This window comes from Streptomyces sp. NPDC002935, assembly GCF_040611295.1.
In the GTDB taxonomy this organism is placed as follows: domain Bacteria; phylum Actinomycetota; class Actinomycetes; order Streptomycetales; family Streptomycetaceae; genus Streptomyces.
The window spans coordinates 199,540-216,615 of record NZ_JBEXNW010000013.1 but is presented as its reverse complement, the minus strand read 5'-3'; the positions used below and the strand labels follow the sequence as shown (position 1 = coordinate 216,615).

13 protein-coding genes are annotated in these 17,076 nt (G+C 71.7%); 8 read left to right on the top strand and 5 right to left on the bottom strand.

Annotation, left to right across the window (positions count from 1 at the left end; all coding sequences use genetic code 11):
* Nucleotides 1-101: 101 nt before the first annotated feature.
* Nucleotides 102-842 (top strand): class I SAM-dependent methyltransferase, encoded by a 741-nt coding sequence (locus ABZX90_RS20140; RefSeq protein ID WP_351127442.1) that lies wholly within the window; start codon nt 102-104, stop codon nt 840-842.
* 37 nt (nt 843-879) lie between these two features.
* Here the strand turns inward: ABZX90_RS20140 and ABZX90_RS20135 are convergent, their stop codons facing one another.
* Nucleotides 880-1,302 (bottom strand): secondary thiamine-phosphate synthase enzyme YjbQ, encoded by a 423-nt coding sequence (locus tag ABZX90_RS20135; protein WP_351127444.1) that lies wholly within the window; start codon nt 1,300-1,302, stop codon nt 880-882.
* Nucleotides 1,303-1,542: 240 nt separating this feature from the next.
* Between ABZX90_RS20135 and ABZX90_RS20130 the strand changes: the two genes are divergently transcribed.
* On the top strand, nt 1,543-2,631 hold the full coding sequence (locus tag ABZX90_RS20130) for an NAD(P)-binding domain-containing protein (RefSeq protein WP_355206567.1): 1,089 nt from the start codon (nt 1,543-1,545) through the stop codon (nt 2,629-2,631).
* 15 nt (nt 2,632-2,646) lie between these two features.
* Here the strand turns inward: ABZX90_RS20130 and mltG are convergent, their stop codons facing one another.
* Nucleotides 2,647-3,576 (bottom strand): endolytic transglycosylase MltG, encoded by a 930-nt coding sequence (mltG, locus tag ABZX90_RS20125; protein WP_355206564.1) that lies wholly within the window; start codon nt 3,574-3,576, stop codon nt 2,647-2,649.
* 44 nt (nt 3,577-3,620) lie between these two features.
* On the bottom strand, nt 3,621-5,420 hold the full coding sequence (locus ABZX90_RS20120) for an ABC transporter ATP-binding protein (protein WP_355206561.1): 1,800 nt from the start codon (nt 5,418-5,420) through the stop codon (nt 3,621-3,623).
* A gap of 132 nt (nt 5,421-5,552) precedes the next feature.
* Between ABZX90_RS20120 and ABZX90_RS20115 the strand changes: the two genes are divergently transcribed.
* Together ABZX90_RS20115 and ABZX90_RS20110 are read left to right on the top strand one after the other, a co-directional pair.
* A complete protein-coding gene (locus ABZX90_RS20115) occupies nt 5,553-6,008 on the top strand; it encodes a MarR family transcriptional regulator (protein WP_351127451.1) in 456 nt (151 codons plus the stop codon).
* Nucleotides 6,009-6,157: 149 nt separating this feature from the next.
* Complete coding sequence (locus ABZX90_RS20110; protein ID WP_355206558.1) at nt 6,158-9,097, top strand: FAD-binding and (Fe-S)-binding domain-containing protein; 2,940 nt, start codon at nt 6,158-6,160, stop codon at nt 9,095-9,097.
* Between the two features lie 122 nt (nt 9,098-9,219).
* Here ABZX90_RS20110 and ABZX90_RS20105 read toward each other — a convergent pair whose 3' ends face one another.
* Together ABZX90_RS20105 and ABZX90_RS20100 are read right to left on the bottom strand one after the other, a co-directional pair.
* Nucleotides 9,220-10,863 (bottom strand): peptide-N4-asparagine amidase, encoded by a 1,644-nt coding sequence (locus ABZX90_RS20105; RefSeq protein ID WP_355206555.1) that lies wholly within the window; start codon nt 10,861-10,863, stop codon nt 9,220-9,222.
* A gap of 172 nt (nt 10,864-11,035) precedes the next feature.
* Entirely contained in the window at nt 11,036-11,779 is a 744-nt protein-coding gene (locus ABZX90_RS20100; RefSeq protein ID WP_355206612.1) for a L,D-transpeptidase family protein, read from the bottom strand.
* A gap of 226 nt (nt 11,780-12,005) precedes the next feature.
* On the opposite strand from ABZX90_RS20100, the gene ABZX90_RS20095 reads away from it, so the two are divergent.
* The 4 genes from ABZX90_RS20095 (at nt 12,006) to ABZX90_RS20080 (ending at nt 16,941) form a co-directional block, all read left to right on the top strand.
* Nucleotides 12,006-13,871, top strand: coding sequence for an ABC transporter ATP-binding protein (locus ABZX90_RS20095; RefSeq protein WP_355206553.1), 1,866 nt, complete (start codon nt 12,006-12,008; stop codon nt 13,869-13,871).
* The gene (locus ABZX90_RS20090; RefSeq protein ID WP_355206550.1) at nt 13,868-15,706 is read left to right on the top strand and encodes an ABC transporter ATP-binding protein; all 1,839 of its coding nucleotides are present in this window, start codon (nt 13,868-13,870) and stop codon (nt 15,704-15,706) included. The genes ABZX90_RS20095 and ABZX90_RS20090 overlap by 4 nt, the downstream gene beginning before the upstream one ends.
* Nucleotides 15,707-16,158: 452 nt before the next feature.
* Nucleotides 16,159-16,629: a DUF5709 domain-containing protein gene (locus tag ABZX90_RS20085; protein WP_355206547.1), complete on the top strand. Its 471-nt coding sequence runs from the start codon at nt 16,159-16,161 to the stop codon at nt 16,627-16,629.
* Nucleotides 16,630-16,665: 36 nt separating this feature from the next.
* On the top strand, nt 16,666-16,941 hold the full coding sequence (locus ABZX90_RS20080; protein WP_351127462.1) for a type B 50S ribosomal protein L31: 276 nt from the start codon (nt 16,666-16,668) through the stop codon (nt 16,939-16,941).
* Nucleotides 16,942-17,076 lie beyond the last annotated feature (135 nt).

Below are 17,076 nucleotides of genomic sequence, written 5' to 3'. Positions count from 1 at the left end.
CGGCGGGCCGTTCTCTTCAGCAGTGTCGACGCGCTGATCACCATGACGCCACAACCTAAATGCGTCGACAGCGCCCGTCGCGCGCGCCACAGTGGCCTCTCATGACGAGCAGCGAGCTGTGGACCCGTGCGACCGCCGACCGCTACGACACCGAGGAGACCGTGATGTCCTCGGCCGCCGTTCTCGGACCGACGCTCGCCTTCCTCACCGAACTCGCCGGAGACGGACGGGCACTTGAGTTCGCCATCGGGACCGGGCGAGTGGGTGTCCCGCTGCGGGAACGCGGTGTGCCGGTGGTGGGCATCGAACTGTCCGAGCACATGGCGGAGGTCCTGAGGCAGAAGCTCGACGAGGACACGCTCCCGGTGGCCGTCGGCGACATGGCCACGACCGTCGTCCCGGGCGAGTTCGCCCTGGTCTATCTCGTCTACAACACGATCACGAACCTGCTCACGCAGGACGAGCAGGTCGCGTGCTTCCGCAACGCCGCACGCCATCTGACGCCGGGTGGGCGATTCGTCGTCGAGCTGGGCGTTCCGCCGCTGCGGTTCCTGCCGCCCGGGCAGGTCGCGGTGCCGTTCGACGTCTCCGAACGGCACCTCGGCTTCGACACCTTCGATCTGGTCGAGCAGATTCTCGTCTCGCACCACCTCACCCGCGACGGCGACGACGGCCGTTATCGCCGCGACGCCTCCCGGCACCGGTACGCGTGGCCGGCGGAACTCGACCTGATGGCACGGATCGCGGGACTCGAACTGGAACGGCGCGTCGCGGACTGGGACGGGGCGCCCTTCACCCAGGACTCGCCGAAGCACATCTCCGTGTGGCGCAAGGCGACCTGAGGCCCTGGCCCGGCCCCGCGATCCTGGCCGCGCCACGCTAGCCGAGAAACGACAGGCGAACCTCGCGGTCGGGGTTGTCCCGGTTCGTGTCCACCAGGCACACCGACTGCCACGTCCCCAGCTCCAGGCTCCCGTCGACCACCGGCAGGGTCGCGTGCGGCGGGACGATGGCGGGGAGGACGTGGTCGCGGCCGTGACCGGGGCTGCCGTGACGGTGCTGCCAGCGGTCGTCCGCGGGGAGCAGGGAGTGCAGCGCGGTGAGGAGGTCGTCGTCGCTGCCCGCGCCGGTTTCGATGATGGCGATTCCGGCGGTGGCGTGGGGTACGAAGACGTTCAGGAGACCGTCGCGGCCCGCCGCGACCTCACGGAGGAAGGCCTCGCAATCGCGGGTGAGGTCGACGACCGCCTCCGACGAACCGGAGGAAATGTTCAGGACCTGCGTGGTGAAGGCATCGGACATGCCCCAATCCTCTCCCATACGACGGATTCCGCGCGTGATCCAGAGCGACGGCGGCAGCCGTGCGGTCGGTGCGGCACCCGTGTACGTCGCAGGTGGCGCGGGCGATGCGGGGCGGAATCCTGACCGACGTCGTCGGCGTGGTCGGCCGCTCTCGGTCCGCCGCTGACGCGGTGCCGTCGGGTGGCTCACAGTGAGGCGCCCGACGGGAAGATCCCGGAACCCGGTCCGGTTGGTAGAAGCGTGAACAACACCGGGGTACACGCGCGTGAGGTCGATGTGGTCGTGATCGGCGCCGGCCAGGCCGGTCTGGCCGCCGCCCACCACCTGCGACGCACCGGTTTCGAGCCCGGGCGGGACTTCGTCGTCCTCGACCACGCTCCGCGCCCCGGCGGCGCCTGGCAGTTCCGCTGGCCGTCACTGACGTTCGGCAAGGTGCACGGGATGCACGCCCTGCCCGGAATGGAGCTCACGGACGCCGACCCGGCCCGCCCGTCCTCCGAGGTCGTCTCGGAGTACTTCGACGCCTATGAGCGCGCCTTCGACCTGCGGGTACGGAGGCCGGTCGATGTCAGGGCGGTCCGGGAAGGACCCGGTGCGCGACTGCTCGTGGAGACCGACGACGGCACGTGGTCGACCCGGGCGCTGATCAACGCGACGGGCACCTGGGACCGCCCGTTCTGGCCCCGCTATCCGGGCCAGGAGACCTTCCGTGGGCGGCAGTTGCACACGGCACAGTATCCGGGCCCCGAGGAGTTCGCCGGGCGGCGCGTGGTGGTCGTGGGCGGCGGCGCTTCCGGCACCCAGCATCTGATGGAGATAGCCGCCCACGCGGCCGAGACCACCTGGGTCACACGGCGCCCCCCGGTCTTCCGCGAGGGGCCCTTCACCGAGGAGTTCGGCCGGGCCGCCGTCGCGCTCGTCGAGGAGCGGGTCCGGCAGGGACTTCCGCCGCGCAGTGTCGTCTCGGTCACCGGGCTGCCGCTGAACGACGCGATCCGGCAGGCGCTGGCCGACGGCATCCTGGACCGGCGGCCGATATTCGACCGGATCACCCCGGACGGTGTGGAGTGGGCGGACGGGCGGCGCGTGGACGCCGACGTCATCCTGTGGGCGACCGGTTTCCGGGCCGCCATCGACCATCTGGCACCGCTGCGGCTGCGCGAGCGGGGCGGTGGCATCCGTGTCGAGGGGACGCGCGCGGTCGCCGATCCGCGGATCCACCTGGTCGGCTACGGGCCCTCGGCGAGCACCATCGGCGCCAGCCGGGCCGGACGTGCCGCCGTACGGGACATCAGGCGACTGCTGGCGGACGCGCCGGTCTCCGTGTGATGCCCCGTACGGCGCTCAGCTCGTGGGAGCGGCTGCGGTGGGAGCGGCCGCCGTGGGAGCAACTTCGGTGGGAGCGGCCGCCGTGGGAGGGGCTGCGGTGGGAGCGGCTGCGGTGGGGGACGTGCTCCGGTGGTTCCGGTTGAACTCGGCGACGTTGCGCTGGTGCTCCTCGTAGCTGGCCGTGAACCGCGTGTCGCCCGGCTTGACCGTGACGAAGTACAGCCAGTCGCCCGGGGGCGGGTTGATCGCGACCCGCATCGCCTCCTCGCCGGGGTTGGCGATCGGCGTGGGCGGCAGGCCCATGCGCTGGTACGAGTTGTAGGGGCTGTTGAGCCTCGTGTCGGCCTGGCTGGTGCTCAGGGTGGAGCGGTTCAGCGCGTAGTTGATGGTGGAGTCCATCTGCAACGGCATACCGCGCTCCAGGCGGTTGAAGACGACCCGGGCCACCTTGCCCATGTCCGCCTTGGTCGCCGCCTCCGCCTGCACGATGCTCGCGATGGTGACCGCCTGATAGACGTTCATCGCGTTGCGCTGCGCGCCCGCGGCGATCGGCGCCCCGTTGAACTTCTTGTTCGCCGTGTCGACCATGAACGTCAGCAGTGACTCGGGAGTCGTCTTCTCACCGAGCGGATACGTCGCAGGGAAGAGGTAGCCCTCGGGGTTGCCGTCCGCGTCGTTCGGGAGCTTGAGGTTGGCCTTGACGATGGACTTCTTGGTGGTGCCCGCGGGCACCCGCAGGGCCTTGTCGACGGCCGAGTAGACCTGGCCGGAGCGCCAGCCCTCCGGAATGAGGAGAGTCGTCGGGGGCGCGTCCTCGTCGTTTCCCATGCTCAGCAGCGGCACCGCCACGGCGGTGGCCGCCACGACGGCTCCGGTCGCGATGAGGGCGACCCGGCCCCGGCGCGTCAGTCGAATCGTGCTCCGTGGCGGAGTGTTCATCTGCATAACGGGCACGGTAACCCGCTAATGCCCACAAACCTGGCATATCGTCATCTTGTCGGCTCCAATTGAGCGTCCCGGAGGACGAGGGCGGCGTAGCGCCCCTCCTGCGCCAGCAGTTCCTCGTGCGTGCCGCGCTCGACCGCGCGGCCCGAGTCGAGGACCACGATCTGGTCGGCGCCCCGGACCGTGGACAGCCGGTGCGCGATGGTGAGCGTGGTGCGGTTGGCCGACAGGGCGTCGATGGCCTGCTGGACGGCGTGCTCCGTGCGGGTGTCCAGGGCGCTGGTCGCCTCGTCGAGGATGAGCACGGGCGGGTCGCGCAGGATCGTACGGGCGATGGCGAGGCGCTGCTTCTCGCCGCCGGAGAACCGGTGGCCGCGCTCGCCGACGACCGTGTCGTACCCGTCGGGCAGCGACGCGATGTGATCGTGGATCTGGGCCGCCCGCGCCGCCGCGTGCAGCTCTTCGTCGGTGGCGTCCGGCTTGGCGAAACGGAGGTTCTCGGCGACCGAGGCGTGGAAGAGGTACGTCTCCTGGGAGACGACGCCGACCGCGCGCGCGAGGGTGTCGAAGTCGAGGTCGCGGACATCGACCCCGTCCAGGGTCACGCGTCCGCGCGTGACGTCGTACAGCCGCGGCACCAGATAGCTCAGCGTGGACTTGCCGGAGCCGGTCGGTCCGACGACGGCGAGGCTGCCGCCGGCCGGGACGCTGATGTCGATGCCGTCGAGGATCGGGGCGCCCTTGTCGTCGTAGCGGAACTCGATGTCCTCGAAGCGGATCTCGCCCTTGACCTGGTCGAGGTGGACGGGGCTCTCGGGCTCAGTGATGTCGATGGGCAGGTCGAGGTACTCGAAGATGCGCTGGAAGAGCGCGAGCGAGGTCTGGATCTGCACACCGGTGGACAGCAGGCTGACCGTCGGCCGGAACAGGCCCTGCTGGAGCGAGACGAAGGCGACGAGCGTGCCGATCGAGATGGAGGGGCCGCCGAACTGGAGGGCGATGCCCGCGGTCCAGTAGATGACGGCGGGCATGGCGGCCATGACGATGCCGATGACGGACATGCGCCAGCGCCCCGCCATGTTCGACCTCACCTCGAGGTCGACGAGACCCTCGGACTCCTCCGCGAAGGACCTGGTGAGCGAGTCGGCCCGGCCCATGGTGCGGCCGAGCAGGATGCCGCTGACGGAGAGCGACTCGGTGACCGTGGCGGCCATCGCCGCCATCTGCTTCTGGCGCTGGGTGGTGATCTTTCTGCGCTCATTGCCGACGCGGCGGCTGATCCACACGAACACCGGCAGCAGGAGCAGGGAGACCACGGTCAGGCGCCAGTCCAGGGCCACCATCGCGACGATGGTGGCGACCACGCTGGTGAGGTTGGAGACCAGCGAGGTGGCGGTGGAGGTGACGGTCGCCTGCATGCCGCCGATGTCGTTGGCGATGCGCGACTGGACCTCGCCCGTGCGGGTCCTGGTGAAGAAGGCCAGCGACATCCGCTGGAGGCGGCCGTAGACCGCCGTGCGCAGATCGTGCATCACACGCTGGCCGACGGTCGTGGAGATCAGCGTCTGCAGGACGCCGAAGACGCCGCTCAGCACGGCGCTCAGGATCATGCCGAGCGCGAGCAGGGTCAGCAGGCCCGTACGGCCTTCGGGGATCGCGGTGTCCAGGATCGCCTTGAGCAGGAAGGGCGTGGCCACGCCCACGAGGGACGCGGCTCCCACCAGGACGCCGACGATCGCGAGGCGGCCGCGGTAGGGCCGGAAGAGACTCAGGATGCGGCGCACCTGCCGTGGCTGTTCCTTGTCGGCGGGTGGCGGGCTCCAGGTCGGCTGTTCGGGACGCAATGGACTCCTAGGGAGAGGGGACGGCCCGGGAAATCGGGACGACGGGGACATCGGTGAGGATCCGACGACTGCCGGAGCCTAGCTCATTGTTACCTATACTCACAATGAACGGCATCCTGATATTGTTCCCGTATGACCACCCCCGATGCCGACGGGCTGCTCGCCGAGCAGTTGCTGCGCCTGACGCGCCGCGTGCACCGCATCCAGAAGCGCCATCTGGAGCAGCGCGAGCTGGGCATCACACCCGCCCAGTCAAGGCTGCTGCGCACCCTCGCGCACTACAGCTCACCGCCCCGTATGGCCGATCTCGCGGAGCGCCTCGAAGTGGTGCCGCGCGCCGTGACCACGCTGGTCGACGGCCTGGAGGCGAGTGGCAAGGTGCGCCGGGTACCCGATCCGACCAACCGGCGGGTGATCCGTATCGAGGTCACGGACGACGGGCGCACGGCGCTGCGGGAACTGCGCGCCGCGCGCCGCGGCGCCGCGGAGGAGATCCTGGCTCCATTGACGGACGAGCAGCGCGAGGTGCTCGGCGGGCTGCTGGACACCTTGGTGGACGGCGTGCCGATGGCGGAGCACCGCTGCTGAAACGGCCCGGGGCGGAAGACCGCCGCCGGACCGGTTGAGCACGGCTCACCGCACCGCGGCCGACCAGCGGCCGGACCGCCGACTCGGTCGCCCGCCGCGGGCAGCCGACCGGCAGCGCTGCCCGGCGAGCCCGTGAGGAGTGGTGCGCGATGCCTCTGCTGGAGCCCGACCCCGACGCGCTGCGCCCGGACGCGCACCCCGAGGCTCCGGCGGCCGACCGGGTCCCCGAGGACCGGGCCGGGGGCACTCCCGAGCCCCTGCGCGGTGATCTGATCGCGCTGCTCGGCGCCGAGAAGGTACTGACCAAGATCTCCGACCTCGTGCGGTACGCCTCCGACGCCAGCCCCTACCGCTTCGTGCCCCGGGTCGTCGTGGTCCCCGAGGACATCGACGACGTCTCGGCCGTGCTCTCGTACGCTCACGGCAAGGGCCGCGAGGTGGTGTTCCGCGCGGCCGGGACCTCGCTCAACGGCCAGGCGCAGGGCGAGGACATCCTCGTCGACGTACGCCGGCACTGGACGGGGGTCGAGGTCCTCGACGGCGGGGCTCGGGTCCGTATCGCTCCGGGCACGACCGTCGCCCGCGCCAACGCCGCACTCTCCAGGCACGGGCGCGTCCTCGGTCCCGATCCGGCCAGCGCGATCGCCTGCACGGTCGGCGGCGTGGTCGCGAACAACGCGTCCGGCATGACGGCGGGCATCACCCGCAACGCGTACGTCACCCTTGCCTCGCTCACGTTCGTGCTGCCGACCGGCACGGTCGTGGACACGGCGGAACCGGACGCCGACGAGCGGCTCGCGCACGCCGAACCGGCCCTGTGCGCCGGGCTCATGGAACTCAAGGCGGAGATCGAGTCCGACGCCGAGCTGGTCGCCCGCATCCGCGCCAAGTACGCGATCAAGAACACCAACGGCTACCGCCTGGACGCCTTCCTCGACGGTGCGACACCCGTCGAGATCCTGCGCGGCCTGATGGTCGGCTCGGAGGGCACCTTCGGTTTCATCTCGGAGGTCGTCTTCGACACCCTGCCGCTGGACCGCCGGGTCTCCGCCGCGCTGCTCTTCTTCGCCTCGCTGCCGGCCGCGGCCGCCGCCGTACCCCTGTTCACCGCCGCGGGCGCCTCGGCCGTCGAACTGATGGACGGCAACACGCTGCGCGCCTCGGTCAGCGTCGAGGGCGTGCCCGGGGACTGGGCCGGGCTGCCCGGCCCGACGACCGCGCTGCTCGTCGAGTTCCGCGCTCCGGACGAGGCCGCGCAGGAGGCGTACGAGGAGAGCGCCCGCGCGGTGCTGGAGGGACTCCCCCTGGTGTCGCCCGTGCCCTCCGTGACGAACTCCCTCACCCGCGATCAGCGGACCGTCGCCGGCTACTGGAAGGCCCGCAAGGCGTTCGTCACAGCCGTCGGCAGTGCGCGTCCGTCCGGCACGACGCTGATCACGGAGGACTTCGCGGTGCCGCCCGAGCGGCTCGCCGAGGCCTGCGAGGCGCTGCTGGAACTCCAGACACGGCACGGCTTCGACGCCGCCGTCGCGGGCCACGCCGCACACGGCAATCTGCACTTCCTGCTGGCCTTCGACGCGTCCAAGCCGGCCGACGTGGAGCGGTACGCCGCCTTCATGGACGAATTCTGCCGGCTCACCGTCGAACGCTTCGACGGCTCGCTGAAGGCCGAGCACGCCACCGGACGCAACATCGCACCCTTCCTGGAACTCGAATGGGGGCCCAGGGCCACGGAGTTGATGTGGCGCACGAAACGGCTGATCGATCCCGACGGAGTGCTCGCACCGCGCGTCGTGCTCGACCGTGATCCGCGGGCGCACGTGCGGGGCCTGAAGACGATCCCGCGCGTCGAGGCGATCGCCGACCCGTGCATCGAGTGCGGTTTCTGCGAACCGACCTGCCCCAGCCAGGACATGACGACCACACCGCGCCAACGGATCGTGCTGCGCCGCGAGATGATGCGCCAGCCCGGCGGCTCCCCGGTCGAGGACGGGCTCCTGGAAGCGTACGGATACGACGCCGTGGACACCTGCGCGGGCGACTCGACCTGCAAACTCGCCTGCCCGGTCGGTATCGACACGGGCGCCCTGATGAAGGAGTTCCGGCACGCCCGGCACTCGCCCCGCGAGGAGAAGGCGGCCGCTCTGGCCGCGCGGCACTTCCGCGCGCTCGAAGGCGTCGCACGGCTGGCCGTCGCCGCCGTGGACCGGATCGGCAACCGGCGTGCGAATGCCGTGACGCGGGCGGTACGCAAGGTCGTACGCCCCGATCTCGTCCCCGAGTGGCTGCCGGGCATGCCGGGAGCCACCGCCTCCGCCCTGCCCGCCACCGCGCGCGTGGGGGCGGTCGCCGTCTACTACCCGGCCTGCGTCAACCGCATCTTCGCCAGCCCCGGGGACATGCCCCTGGCGCGGGCCGTCGTCGCGGTCTCCGCACGCGCGGGAAAGCCGGTCTGGATCCCGGACGATGTGCCGGGGACGTGCTGCGCGACGATCTGGCACTCCAAGGGGTACGACGCGGGCAACGCCGTGATGGCCAACCGCGTCGTCGAGGCCGCCTGGGGCTGGACCGCCGGCGGCAGACTGCCGCTCGTCGTGGACGCCTCGTCCTGCACGCTCGGCATCGCGCGGGAGGTCGTACCGTATCTGACCGCCGACAACCGGGAGTTGCACGCCGGACTGCTGGTCGTCGACTCGCTGGTGTGGGCCGCGGAAGAACTCCTCCCCCACCTCACCGTGCACCGCACCCTCGGCTCCGCGGTGCTCCACCCGACCTGCTCCATGCGCCACTTGGGCGACGAGGCACAACTGCGCGCGGTGGCGGAGGCGTGCGCCGACGACGTGGTGGTGCCCGACGACGCGGGGTGCTGCGCCTTCGCGGGCGACCGCGGCATGCTCCACAAGGAACTCACCGAGTCGGCCACCCGGAAGGAGGCGGCGTTCGTGGCCTCCCGCGCCTTCGACGCTCATCTGTCGGCGAACCGCATGTGCGAGGTGGGCATGGATCACGCGACGGGCCGCGGCTACTACTCCGCCCTGCTGGCGCTGGAGCGCGCGACCCGTCCCGGGGACGGCGACCGGTCCGGATGACCCGGCCGGTCGCCGGATGCGTGGCGGGCACCTCCGAGTCAACCATCCGCCCCCCATCCGTCCACCACCCGTCCTCGCCCCGGGCCTTCGACATCGGGTGGGGCCGCCCGCCGGCCCGCGCCTCAGCAGCCGGCGCGGTCCCGCGTGAGCACCCCCTGCACCGTGACGAGGGAGCGGTCGTAGCAGCCGGCGGAGCCGTACAGCCGATAGCGCTCACTCGTCGTGGCGACCGCGTGACGCTGGTCGCGCGGCACGTTCGCCGTGTACGTCGCGTCGCCCGTGTAGGTGTCGTCGAGCCGTGACCACACGGTGGGCCGGCCGCCCGAGGACTCGGCCACGGCGGCCCGGTCGCCGAGCGTCAGCACGGTCCGCAGCCGGTCGTCCGCGCCGAGGGTCGTCGTGCCGTCCATCGTGTACGTGCGCCGGGTGGACGTCGTCACGACGGGTCCACGTCCGTCGACACCGACCGTCTCGTCGTCGGTCCACTTCGCCTCGAGGCCGTCCGTGCTCTCGCCGTCGGTCCAGCGGTGAACGGAGGTGTGCGCGAGGGTGCGGCTGACGGTGGTCCGTACCCGTCCGTGCGAGGTGTCGAGGTATCCGGCGACCGTCAGACGGTGCCCTCCCGTGGTGTCGAGGCGGTTCTCCGAACCGGGCGTGTACGTCGACGAGTTGGCGAGATCGCCCGCCTCGGCCCGGGTGAGGGCACCGCTCACGTGGGCGCGCCGCGCGTCCTGCCAGACGAGCACGTTGACCGGCACGCTCCAGCCGGTCTGCCCCTCGGGGACGCCCACGACGGAGACGTCGATCCGGTGCGGACGCCCGTCGTTGAGGAGCCCGGCGAACGGGGTCAGGTCGTACTCGACGGGTTTCACGTCGAAGGCGCGGGGCCCCGGAATCACGTACCAGAGAAAGGGGTTGGACCAGCCGCCGGTCCACACGGTCGGGAACGGCTCGGCGATTCCGGCGAGTTGGCCGTCGACGCTGATCCGCACCTCGCGGTAGGGACCGTTGTCCGCCTTGCAGGAGTACGGCGCCGGGTCCGGGACCGTCAGATACCAGTACTCCTCGCACCCGCCGCCGGACCCGGTCGCGTACACCTCGGCGATCACGCGCTCGCTGTTGCGCGGAGTGGTCAGGGTGCCGTCCCGGAGGGTCAGGACACGGTCGGGGGTCGCGGCGGGCCTGCCCGCGAAGAACGTCAGCGTCGCCTTGACGTCGAGGACGCCCGTGTACGTGTCGTCGACGACGTTCCCGATGAGCATCTCGACATCGCGGCTCTGCCGGAAGGTGTCGCTGTAGCGCGTCACGTCCTTCTCGACGGACCACGCGATCCCGTCGGGCGACGGCTCCGGGGTGGACGTACGGAGGATCTCCACCCCGCCGACGTGCAGATAGCCGAGGCGGTCGAACTGCCGCCCCTTGACCTTGCCTTCGAGCCGGAGCACGACCTTGCTCCAGCGGTCGCCGCAGCCCGTCGGCGGGGTGTACGTGCCCGTGTAGGGCGTGAAGTCGCGGAACTGCGCCTCGGCGAGGGTCACTTCACAGGACGGTCCGGCAGGCCTCCCGACGGGCGGGGACGCGGTGACGGGATCGTGCCAGTCGCTGCCGAACTCGGCGGGCACGTCGGCGGATCGAGCGACGGCGGACCCGGCGGACGCATGAGCCGCGACGGACTCGGGGGCCGCCGGAGCCGGGCCCGCCCCGACGAGGGCGCTCGCCACGAGGACCACTCCGGCGAGCATGGACATGATGACCGGTCTACTCATGTGCGGTGTTCTACGGGGCGGTCGACCACTCCGCAATGGCGCCTCGGGGTCGAGGGGCATGGGAAGGGCAAAGCCCCGCAGCACCGGGACGGCGGGGCGTCCGGACCACCGGGCGACCCCGCCTCACGCCTTCGGCGCTTCCGGCACGGTGCGCGGTCCGACCGGACAGGTTCTAGGCCTTCAGGTCCGCCTTGTCCCCCATCACCACGACAGGGTGCTGATCCGGGTCGAGTGTGCGCAACAGGTACTCCATGGCGGGCTTGGACAGGCTCACGCACGCCGACGTGCCGCTGCCGTGGTCCATGTGCAGCCAGATGCCGCCGCCCTTCGCGTCGCCCCACGGGCGGGTCGGGTCGTCCGGCGGATTGCCCTTGAGGCGGTTGTAGTCGATGGCGATGACGTAGTCGAAGTCGTGCCAGTGCGACTTCGCCCAGTAGTGCGGTGCCTGGAAGTCCTCCGACTGCGTGTACGGGAGCCGGGCGCCCGGGTCGTCGAGCACCCCACCGGCGTCGCTGAGCGTGAACACTCCGACGGGGCTGCGTTTGTCGTCCTCGTGGTGGTCGGTCGTCCAGCCCTTCTTGCCGTTGTGCGCGGCCCAGCTGCGGGTCTTCTTCCAGGTCGTACCGGACTTCGTGTACAGCACGACGGTGGAGTCGGCGGAGTCCTTGCCCTCGCCGTAGACCGCCACAACCTGGCGGGAGTCGGACGGGATCCGCTTCTGGAGCCGGTCACCCACGTCGGGGATGCGCTTCGGGTCGACCGCGGGCCCGCTCGTGCGGGCGGCTTCGCCACCGCTTCTCGCGCGCCCGTTCGCGCCGCCCCCGCTTCCGCCCTCCGAGCCACCGCAGGCCGAGAGGCTGACGGCGACAGCCCCGCAGACCATGGCGGCGAGCCCCGTACGCGTCGCACCGTTCATTCGCATGCCGACCATCCTCGCACTACGTATCGGATGAATCGTCCTCCCCCCTGGTCCCTGCCGGTCGCGGCCGGTTGGGCCGATTCCTTGCCCCGAAGCGGAAAATCGTTTGCTTCCGACCACGCTGCGACGCGAACCTTTCACGGTTTGCTACCGGCCCCCGCTGCCGGCAGGTTGCCGAAATCCGCGGCTCCCTCCACCCCTTGACACGAGCCACTGGGACGTCATGCAGATCCAAGACCTTCCGTATCCCGACCCGGGTGTGCCCGACGCGCGCTCAGGTCCCCGATTCCTGTGGTGGCTCGGGCGGAATCAGCTCGGTGGGCAGTTCAAGGCCCTGGCGTGGGGTCTGCTGCACTTCGTGGCCGTCTCCGCGCTGCCGTTCTGCGTCGGTCTGGCCGTCCAGGCCGTCGTCGAGCACTCCGGCACCCGGCTCGCCCTGACCGGCGCTCTGATGGTGCTGTGCGGCGCGTGCATCGCCCTGGGCGACACCATGCTGCACCGCACCGCTGTCACCAACTGGATCACCGCGGCCGCGCGCGTTCAGCAACTGCTGGCCCGCAGAACCGCGCAGCTCGGCTCGGCGCTGACGCAGCGCGTCGCGGCGGGTGAGGTGGTCGCGGTCTCCACCGGCGACGTCGAGAAGATCGGCTGGTTCGTGGAGGGCATGTCACGGTTCACGGCAGCCGCCGTGACGGTGGTACTGGTCTGCGTCGGCCTGGTCGTCTACCAGCCGGCACTCGGCGTGATCGTCGCCGTGGGCGTTCCCGTGCTGGCCGTGGCCGTGCTGCCGCTGCTGCCGCGCGCCACCCGGCGTGCCGACTTCCAGCGGGAGAAGGCGGGGCGCGCCACCGAGCTGGCCTCCGACACCGTCGCGGGTCTGCGGGTGCTGCGCGGCATCGGCGGCGAGGAACTCTTCCTCGACCGCTATCGCCGTGCCTCCCAGGAGGTCCGCCGGGCCGCCGTGCGCAGCGCCCGTATGTGGGCGCTGATCTCGGCGATCCAGGTGCTGCTGCCCGGCCTGCTGATGATCGCCGTCGTCTGGCGCGGTGTGCTGCTGGCCCGCGACGGCCGGATCACGGTCGGCGAACTGGTCACCGTGTACAGCGCCGTGATGCTCCTCGCGTACCCATTGCGGCATTTCGAGGAGATCGCGATGGCCTATTCCTTCTCACGCCCGTCGGCCAGGCGGGCCGCCCGGGTGCTGTCCCTGGAACGGGCCATGGACAGCGACGGAACGCGCGCCGCGGAGGTTCCGGGCGGCGATCTGTACGACCCCGCCACCGGGCTGTTCGCTCCCGCGGGCCGGCTCACCGCTGTGGTCTGCGGGGACCCGGACGCGGCGGGGCTGCTGGCCGAGCGGCTCGGCGGCCATGCCTCCGAGCCGGGCACGGAGGTGCTCGTCGGGGGCGTGCGGAGCAACTCGGTGGTCCTCGGGGGTGTACCGCTGGACGAGCTGCCCCTGGACTGTGCCCGCACCGCCGTCCTCGTCCAGGACAAGGACCCGGTGCTGCTGTCCGGCTCCCTGCGCGAGCTGCTCGACGTGCCCGCGTCCGGTCTGGTGAGTGCCGAGGCGGCGTTGTCCGCCGCGCAGTGCGGCGACGTGCTGGACGCGCTCACCCAGGGCTCGCTGGACGTCGAGGACCCGATGGACGCCCGCATCACCGAACGCGGACGCTCCCTCTCCGGCGGCCAGCGCCAGCGGCTCGCGCTGGCCCGGTCCCTGATCACGGACCCGGAGGTACTCGTCCTGGACGAGCCGACGTCCGCGGTCGACTCGCACACCGAGGCCCGCATCGCCGACGGCGTGCGTTCCCTGCGCGCCGGGCGCACGACCGTGATCTTCACCTCGTCACCGCTGCTCCTGGACCAGGCGGAACGGGTCGTCCTGGTCCATGAAGGCGAGGTCGTCGCGGTCGGCGTGCACCGCGAACTGGTGCACAGCGAGCCGCGCTACCGGGCCGTGGTGACCCGGGAGACCGATGAGGAGGCCGCCGACGAGGCCACGGCACGGGCCGCTCTCGGAGGCGTGACGGTGGACGACGAGGCCGTTCTGGACGGCGTACTGGAAGAAATCGAGGAGACCGCATGATCGGCGTGGCGCCACCGGCGTACGACCCGGCCGCCCCGACGACGGCGAACACACTGCCCGTCGGCGCGCCCGCGACCGTCCGCGCCTATGTGACCGAACTGTTCCAACGGCACCGCAGGGCCTTTCTGCTCCTGGTGGCCGTCAACACCGTGGCCGTCGTGGCCTCGATGGCCGGGCCCTATCTGCTGGGCTCGGTCGTCGAACGGGTCTCGGACCACGCGCGCGAACTCCATCTGGAGACCACCGCCGCTCTGTTCCTCGTCGCGCTCGTCGTGCAGGCCGTCTTCGTACGGCAGGTGCGGCTGCGCGGTGCCATGCTCGGCGAGCGGATGCTGGCCGATCTGCGCGAGGACTTCCTCGTGCGGTCGGTCGGACTGCCGCCCGGTGTCCTGGAACGGGCCGGGACGGGCGACCTGCTGTCCCGCATCACCACCGACATCGACCGGCTCGCCAACGCGATGCGCGAGGCCGTGCCGCAGCTGGCCATCGGTGTGGTCTGGGCGGTGCTGCTCCTCGGCGGCCTCACCGTGACCGCCCCGGCGCTCGCGCCCGCCGTACTGATCGCCGTTCCGGTGCTGGTGGTGGGTTGCCGCTGGTATTTCAAGCGCGCACCGTCCGCCTACCGCTCCGAGGCAGCCGGCTACGCCGCCGTCGCCGCCGTCCTCGCCGAGACGGTCGACGCCGGGCGCACGGTCGAGTCGCACCGCCTGGGCAGGCGCCGCATCGAGCTGTCGGACCGCCGGGTCCAGGAATGGACGGCATGGGAGCGGTACACGCTCTGGCTGCGGTCGGTCCTCTTCCCGGTCGTCAACATCACGCATGTGACGGTGCTCTGCTCGGTCCTGATGATCGGCGGGTTCTTCGCCCTCCAGGGCTGGATCGGGGTGGGCCAGCTGACGACGGGTGCGCTGATCGCGCAGATGCTCGTCGACCCGGTGGGACTGATCCTGCGCTGGTACGACGAGCTGCAGGTCGCCCAGGTCTCGCTGGCGCGGCTGGTCGGTGTCCGGGACATCGCGCCGGATGCGGGCGACCCGGCCGTGACGCCGGACGGCCGCGACGTCCACGCGGACCGGGTGCACTTCGGTTACCGCGCGGGCGTGGACGTCCTGCGCGAGGTCTCGCTGGCCGTCGCGCCCGGCACCCGGGTCGCCCTGGTCGGCCCGTCCGGCGCGGGCAAGTCCACGCTCGGCAGGCTGCTCGCCGGGATCTACGCACCCCGGGACGGCCGGATCACGCTGGGCGGCGCCGAACTGTCCAGGATGCCCGCCGAGGTGGTCCGCTCGCACGTGGCCCTGGTCAACCAGGAGCACCACGTCTTCGTGGGCTCCCTGCGCGACAACCTGCTGCTCGCCGTCCCCCACTCCCGGCACCGCGCGGACGAGGAGACGCCGGCCGGGACGGCGACCGACGGCGCCGACTCCGTCGACGCCCGGCTGTGGGCGGCTCTCGGCGCGGTCGACGCGGACGGCTGGGCCCGGGCGCTGGACGACGGCCTGGACACCGAGGTCGGCTCGGGCGGGTTCGCGCTCACTCCGGCCCAGGCCCAGCAGATCGCGCTGGCGCGGCTGGTGCTGGCCGACCCGCACACCCTGGTCCTGGACGAAGCGACCTCGCTCCTGGATCCGCGGGCGGCCCGCCATCTGGAACGCTCGCTGGCCCGCGTCCTCGACGGCCGCACGGTCGTCGCGATCGCCCACCGCCTCCACACCGCCCATGACGCGGATGTCATCGCCGTGGTCGAGAACGGCCGCATCAGCGAACTCGGCAGCCACGACCAACTGGTCGCGGCGGACGGCGCGTACGCGGCCCTGTGGAGGTCCTGGCACGGGTGAGCGGGGTGGCCCACCGGGCCGTTCCAGGCCTTGCGGCCTACGGCCCGGTTCACTCCCGTTCTCGCGGCGGACCGGACCGGTGCGGACCCGCCCGCTCGGCGTAGTGCGCCGGTGCCGTCCCACCGCTCGGCGGAGTGGGCCGACGGGGACCGGCCCCGGCGGAGGGCCTGGCCGGTGCGGTGCCGCCTCTCGCCGGGAACGGCGCCCCACCGGCCCTCGGAGCACCGCGCCGGTGACCGGCGGGACCGGACGTCGGCCCTTGTGGCGCTGCCGGTCGTCCGCTGTGGCGTTGCGCGGTGCCGAAGGGGGGTGGAAGTCTGGACGTGGGCACCCGCTCGGGGGACTCCCGGGAACCACCCGGTTCGCGCGGGGCGACGCCTGTGTCCAGTGGCCCGCGCGTCCGTCGTCGAGTACGGCGGCACCGGTCCCGTCCGCACCCCCTGGAGGTACCCGTGGACAGCGCCGACGGATGGGGAGACGACGTCTACCAGCCCGACGGATCCGAGGTACAGGACGACGCGGGGCTGCTCGACGCCGAGGACACGCTGGTCACCGACGGCGTCAGTGACCCCCTGGACCGTGGCTGGTCCCCGCCGGAGCGGCCCTGGGCGGTGGAGCACCGCGGGGTGACCGCCTCGGAGCGCCGGGCGGGCGAGACACTGGAGCAGCGCCTCGCCGATGAACTGCCCGACGTCGCCGAACCCGACGGAGACGGCATCGGCGACTGCGAGGGCACCGACGGAGAGCCCCTCGACAACGAGGTGGGCGCCCTGCGCTCCGGCCGTCTGGTGGCCCCGAACGAAGGCGCGCACGAGGACGAGGAGAGCGGGCTCATCGCCACGGACATCGGCATCGACGGCGCCGCGGCCTCGGCCGAGGAGGCCGCGATGCACATCGTCGACGAGGACTCCGTGTCCGGCTGACGGGCATCCGGCCCGTCCCTCCCCCAAGGAGCACCCATGCAGCAGGACAAGCAGCCCGACTACCACCCCGTGGTCTTCCGCGACCGCACGGCCGGCTACGCCTTCCTCACGCGCTCCACGGCGACGAGCGACCGGACCATCGATTGGGACGACGGCGAGACCTACCCGGTCGTGGATGTCGAGATCTCCTCGGAGAGCCACCCCTTCTACACGGGCAAGGCCCGCACGGTGGACTCGGAGGGCCGCATCGCCCAGTTCGAGCGACGGTACGGAGGCGGGGAGCAGGGGTCCGGCGCGGAGGAGAAGCCCTGAGCGGGACGGGCGCCACGTCCTGAGCGTGAGCGAGAAACGTCCCGCCACCGAAGTCGGATGCCCGGGCGTACCCCCGCTCCCGCCGCGGCACGCGGCCACTGCGGGCAGGGGCCTCCCGACGCCGGCCGGCGCCGC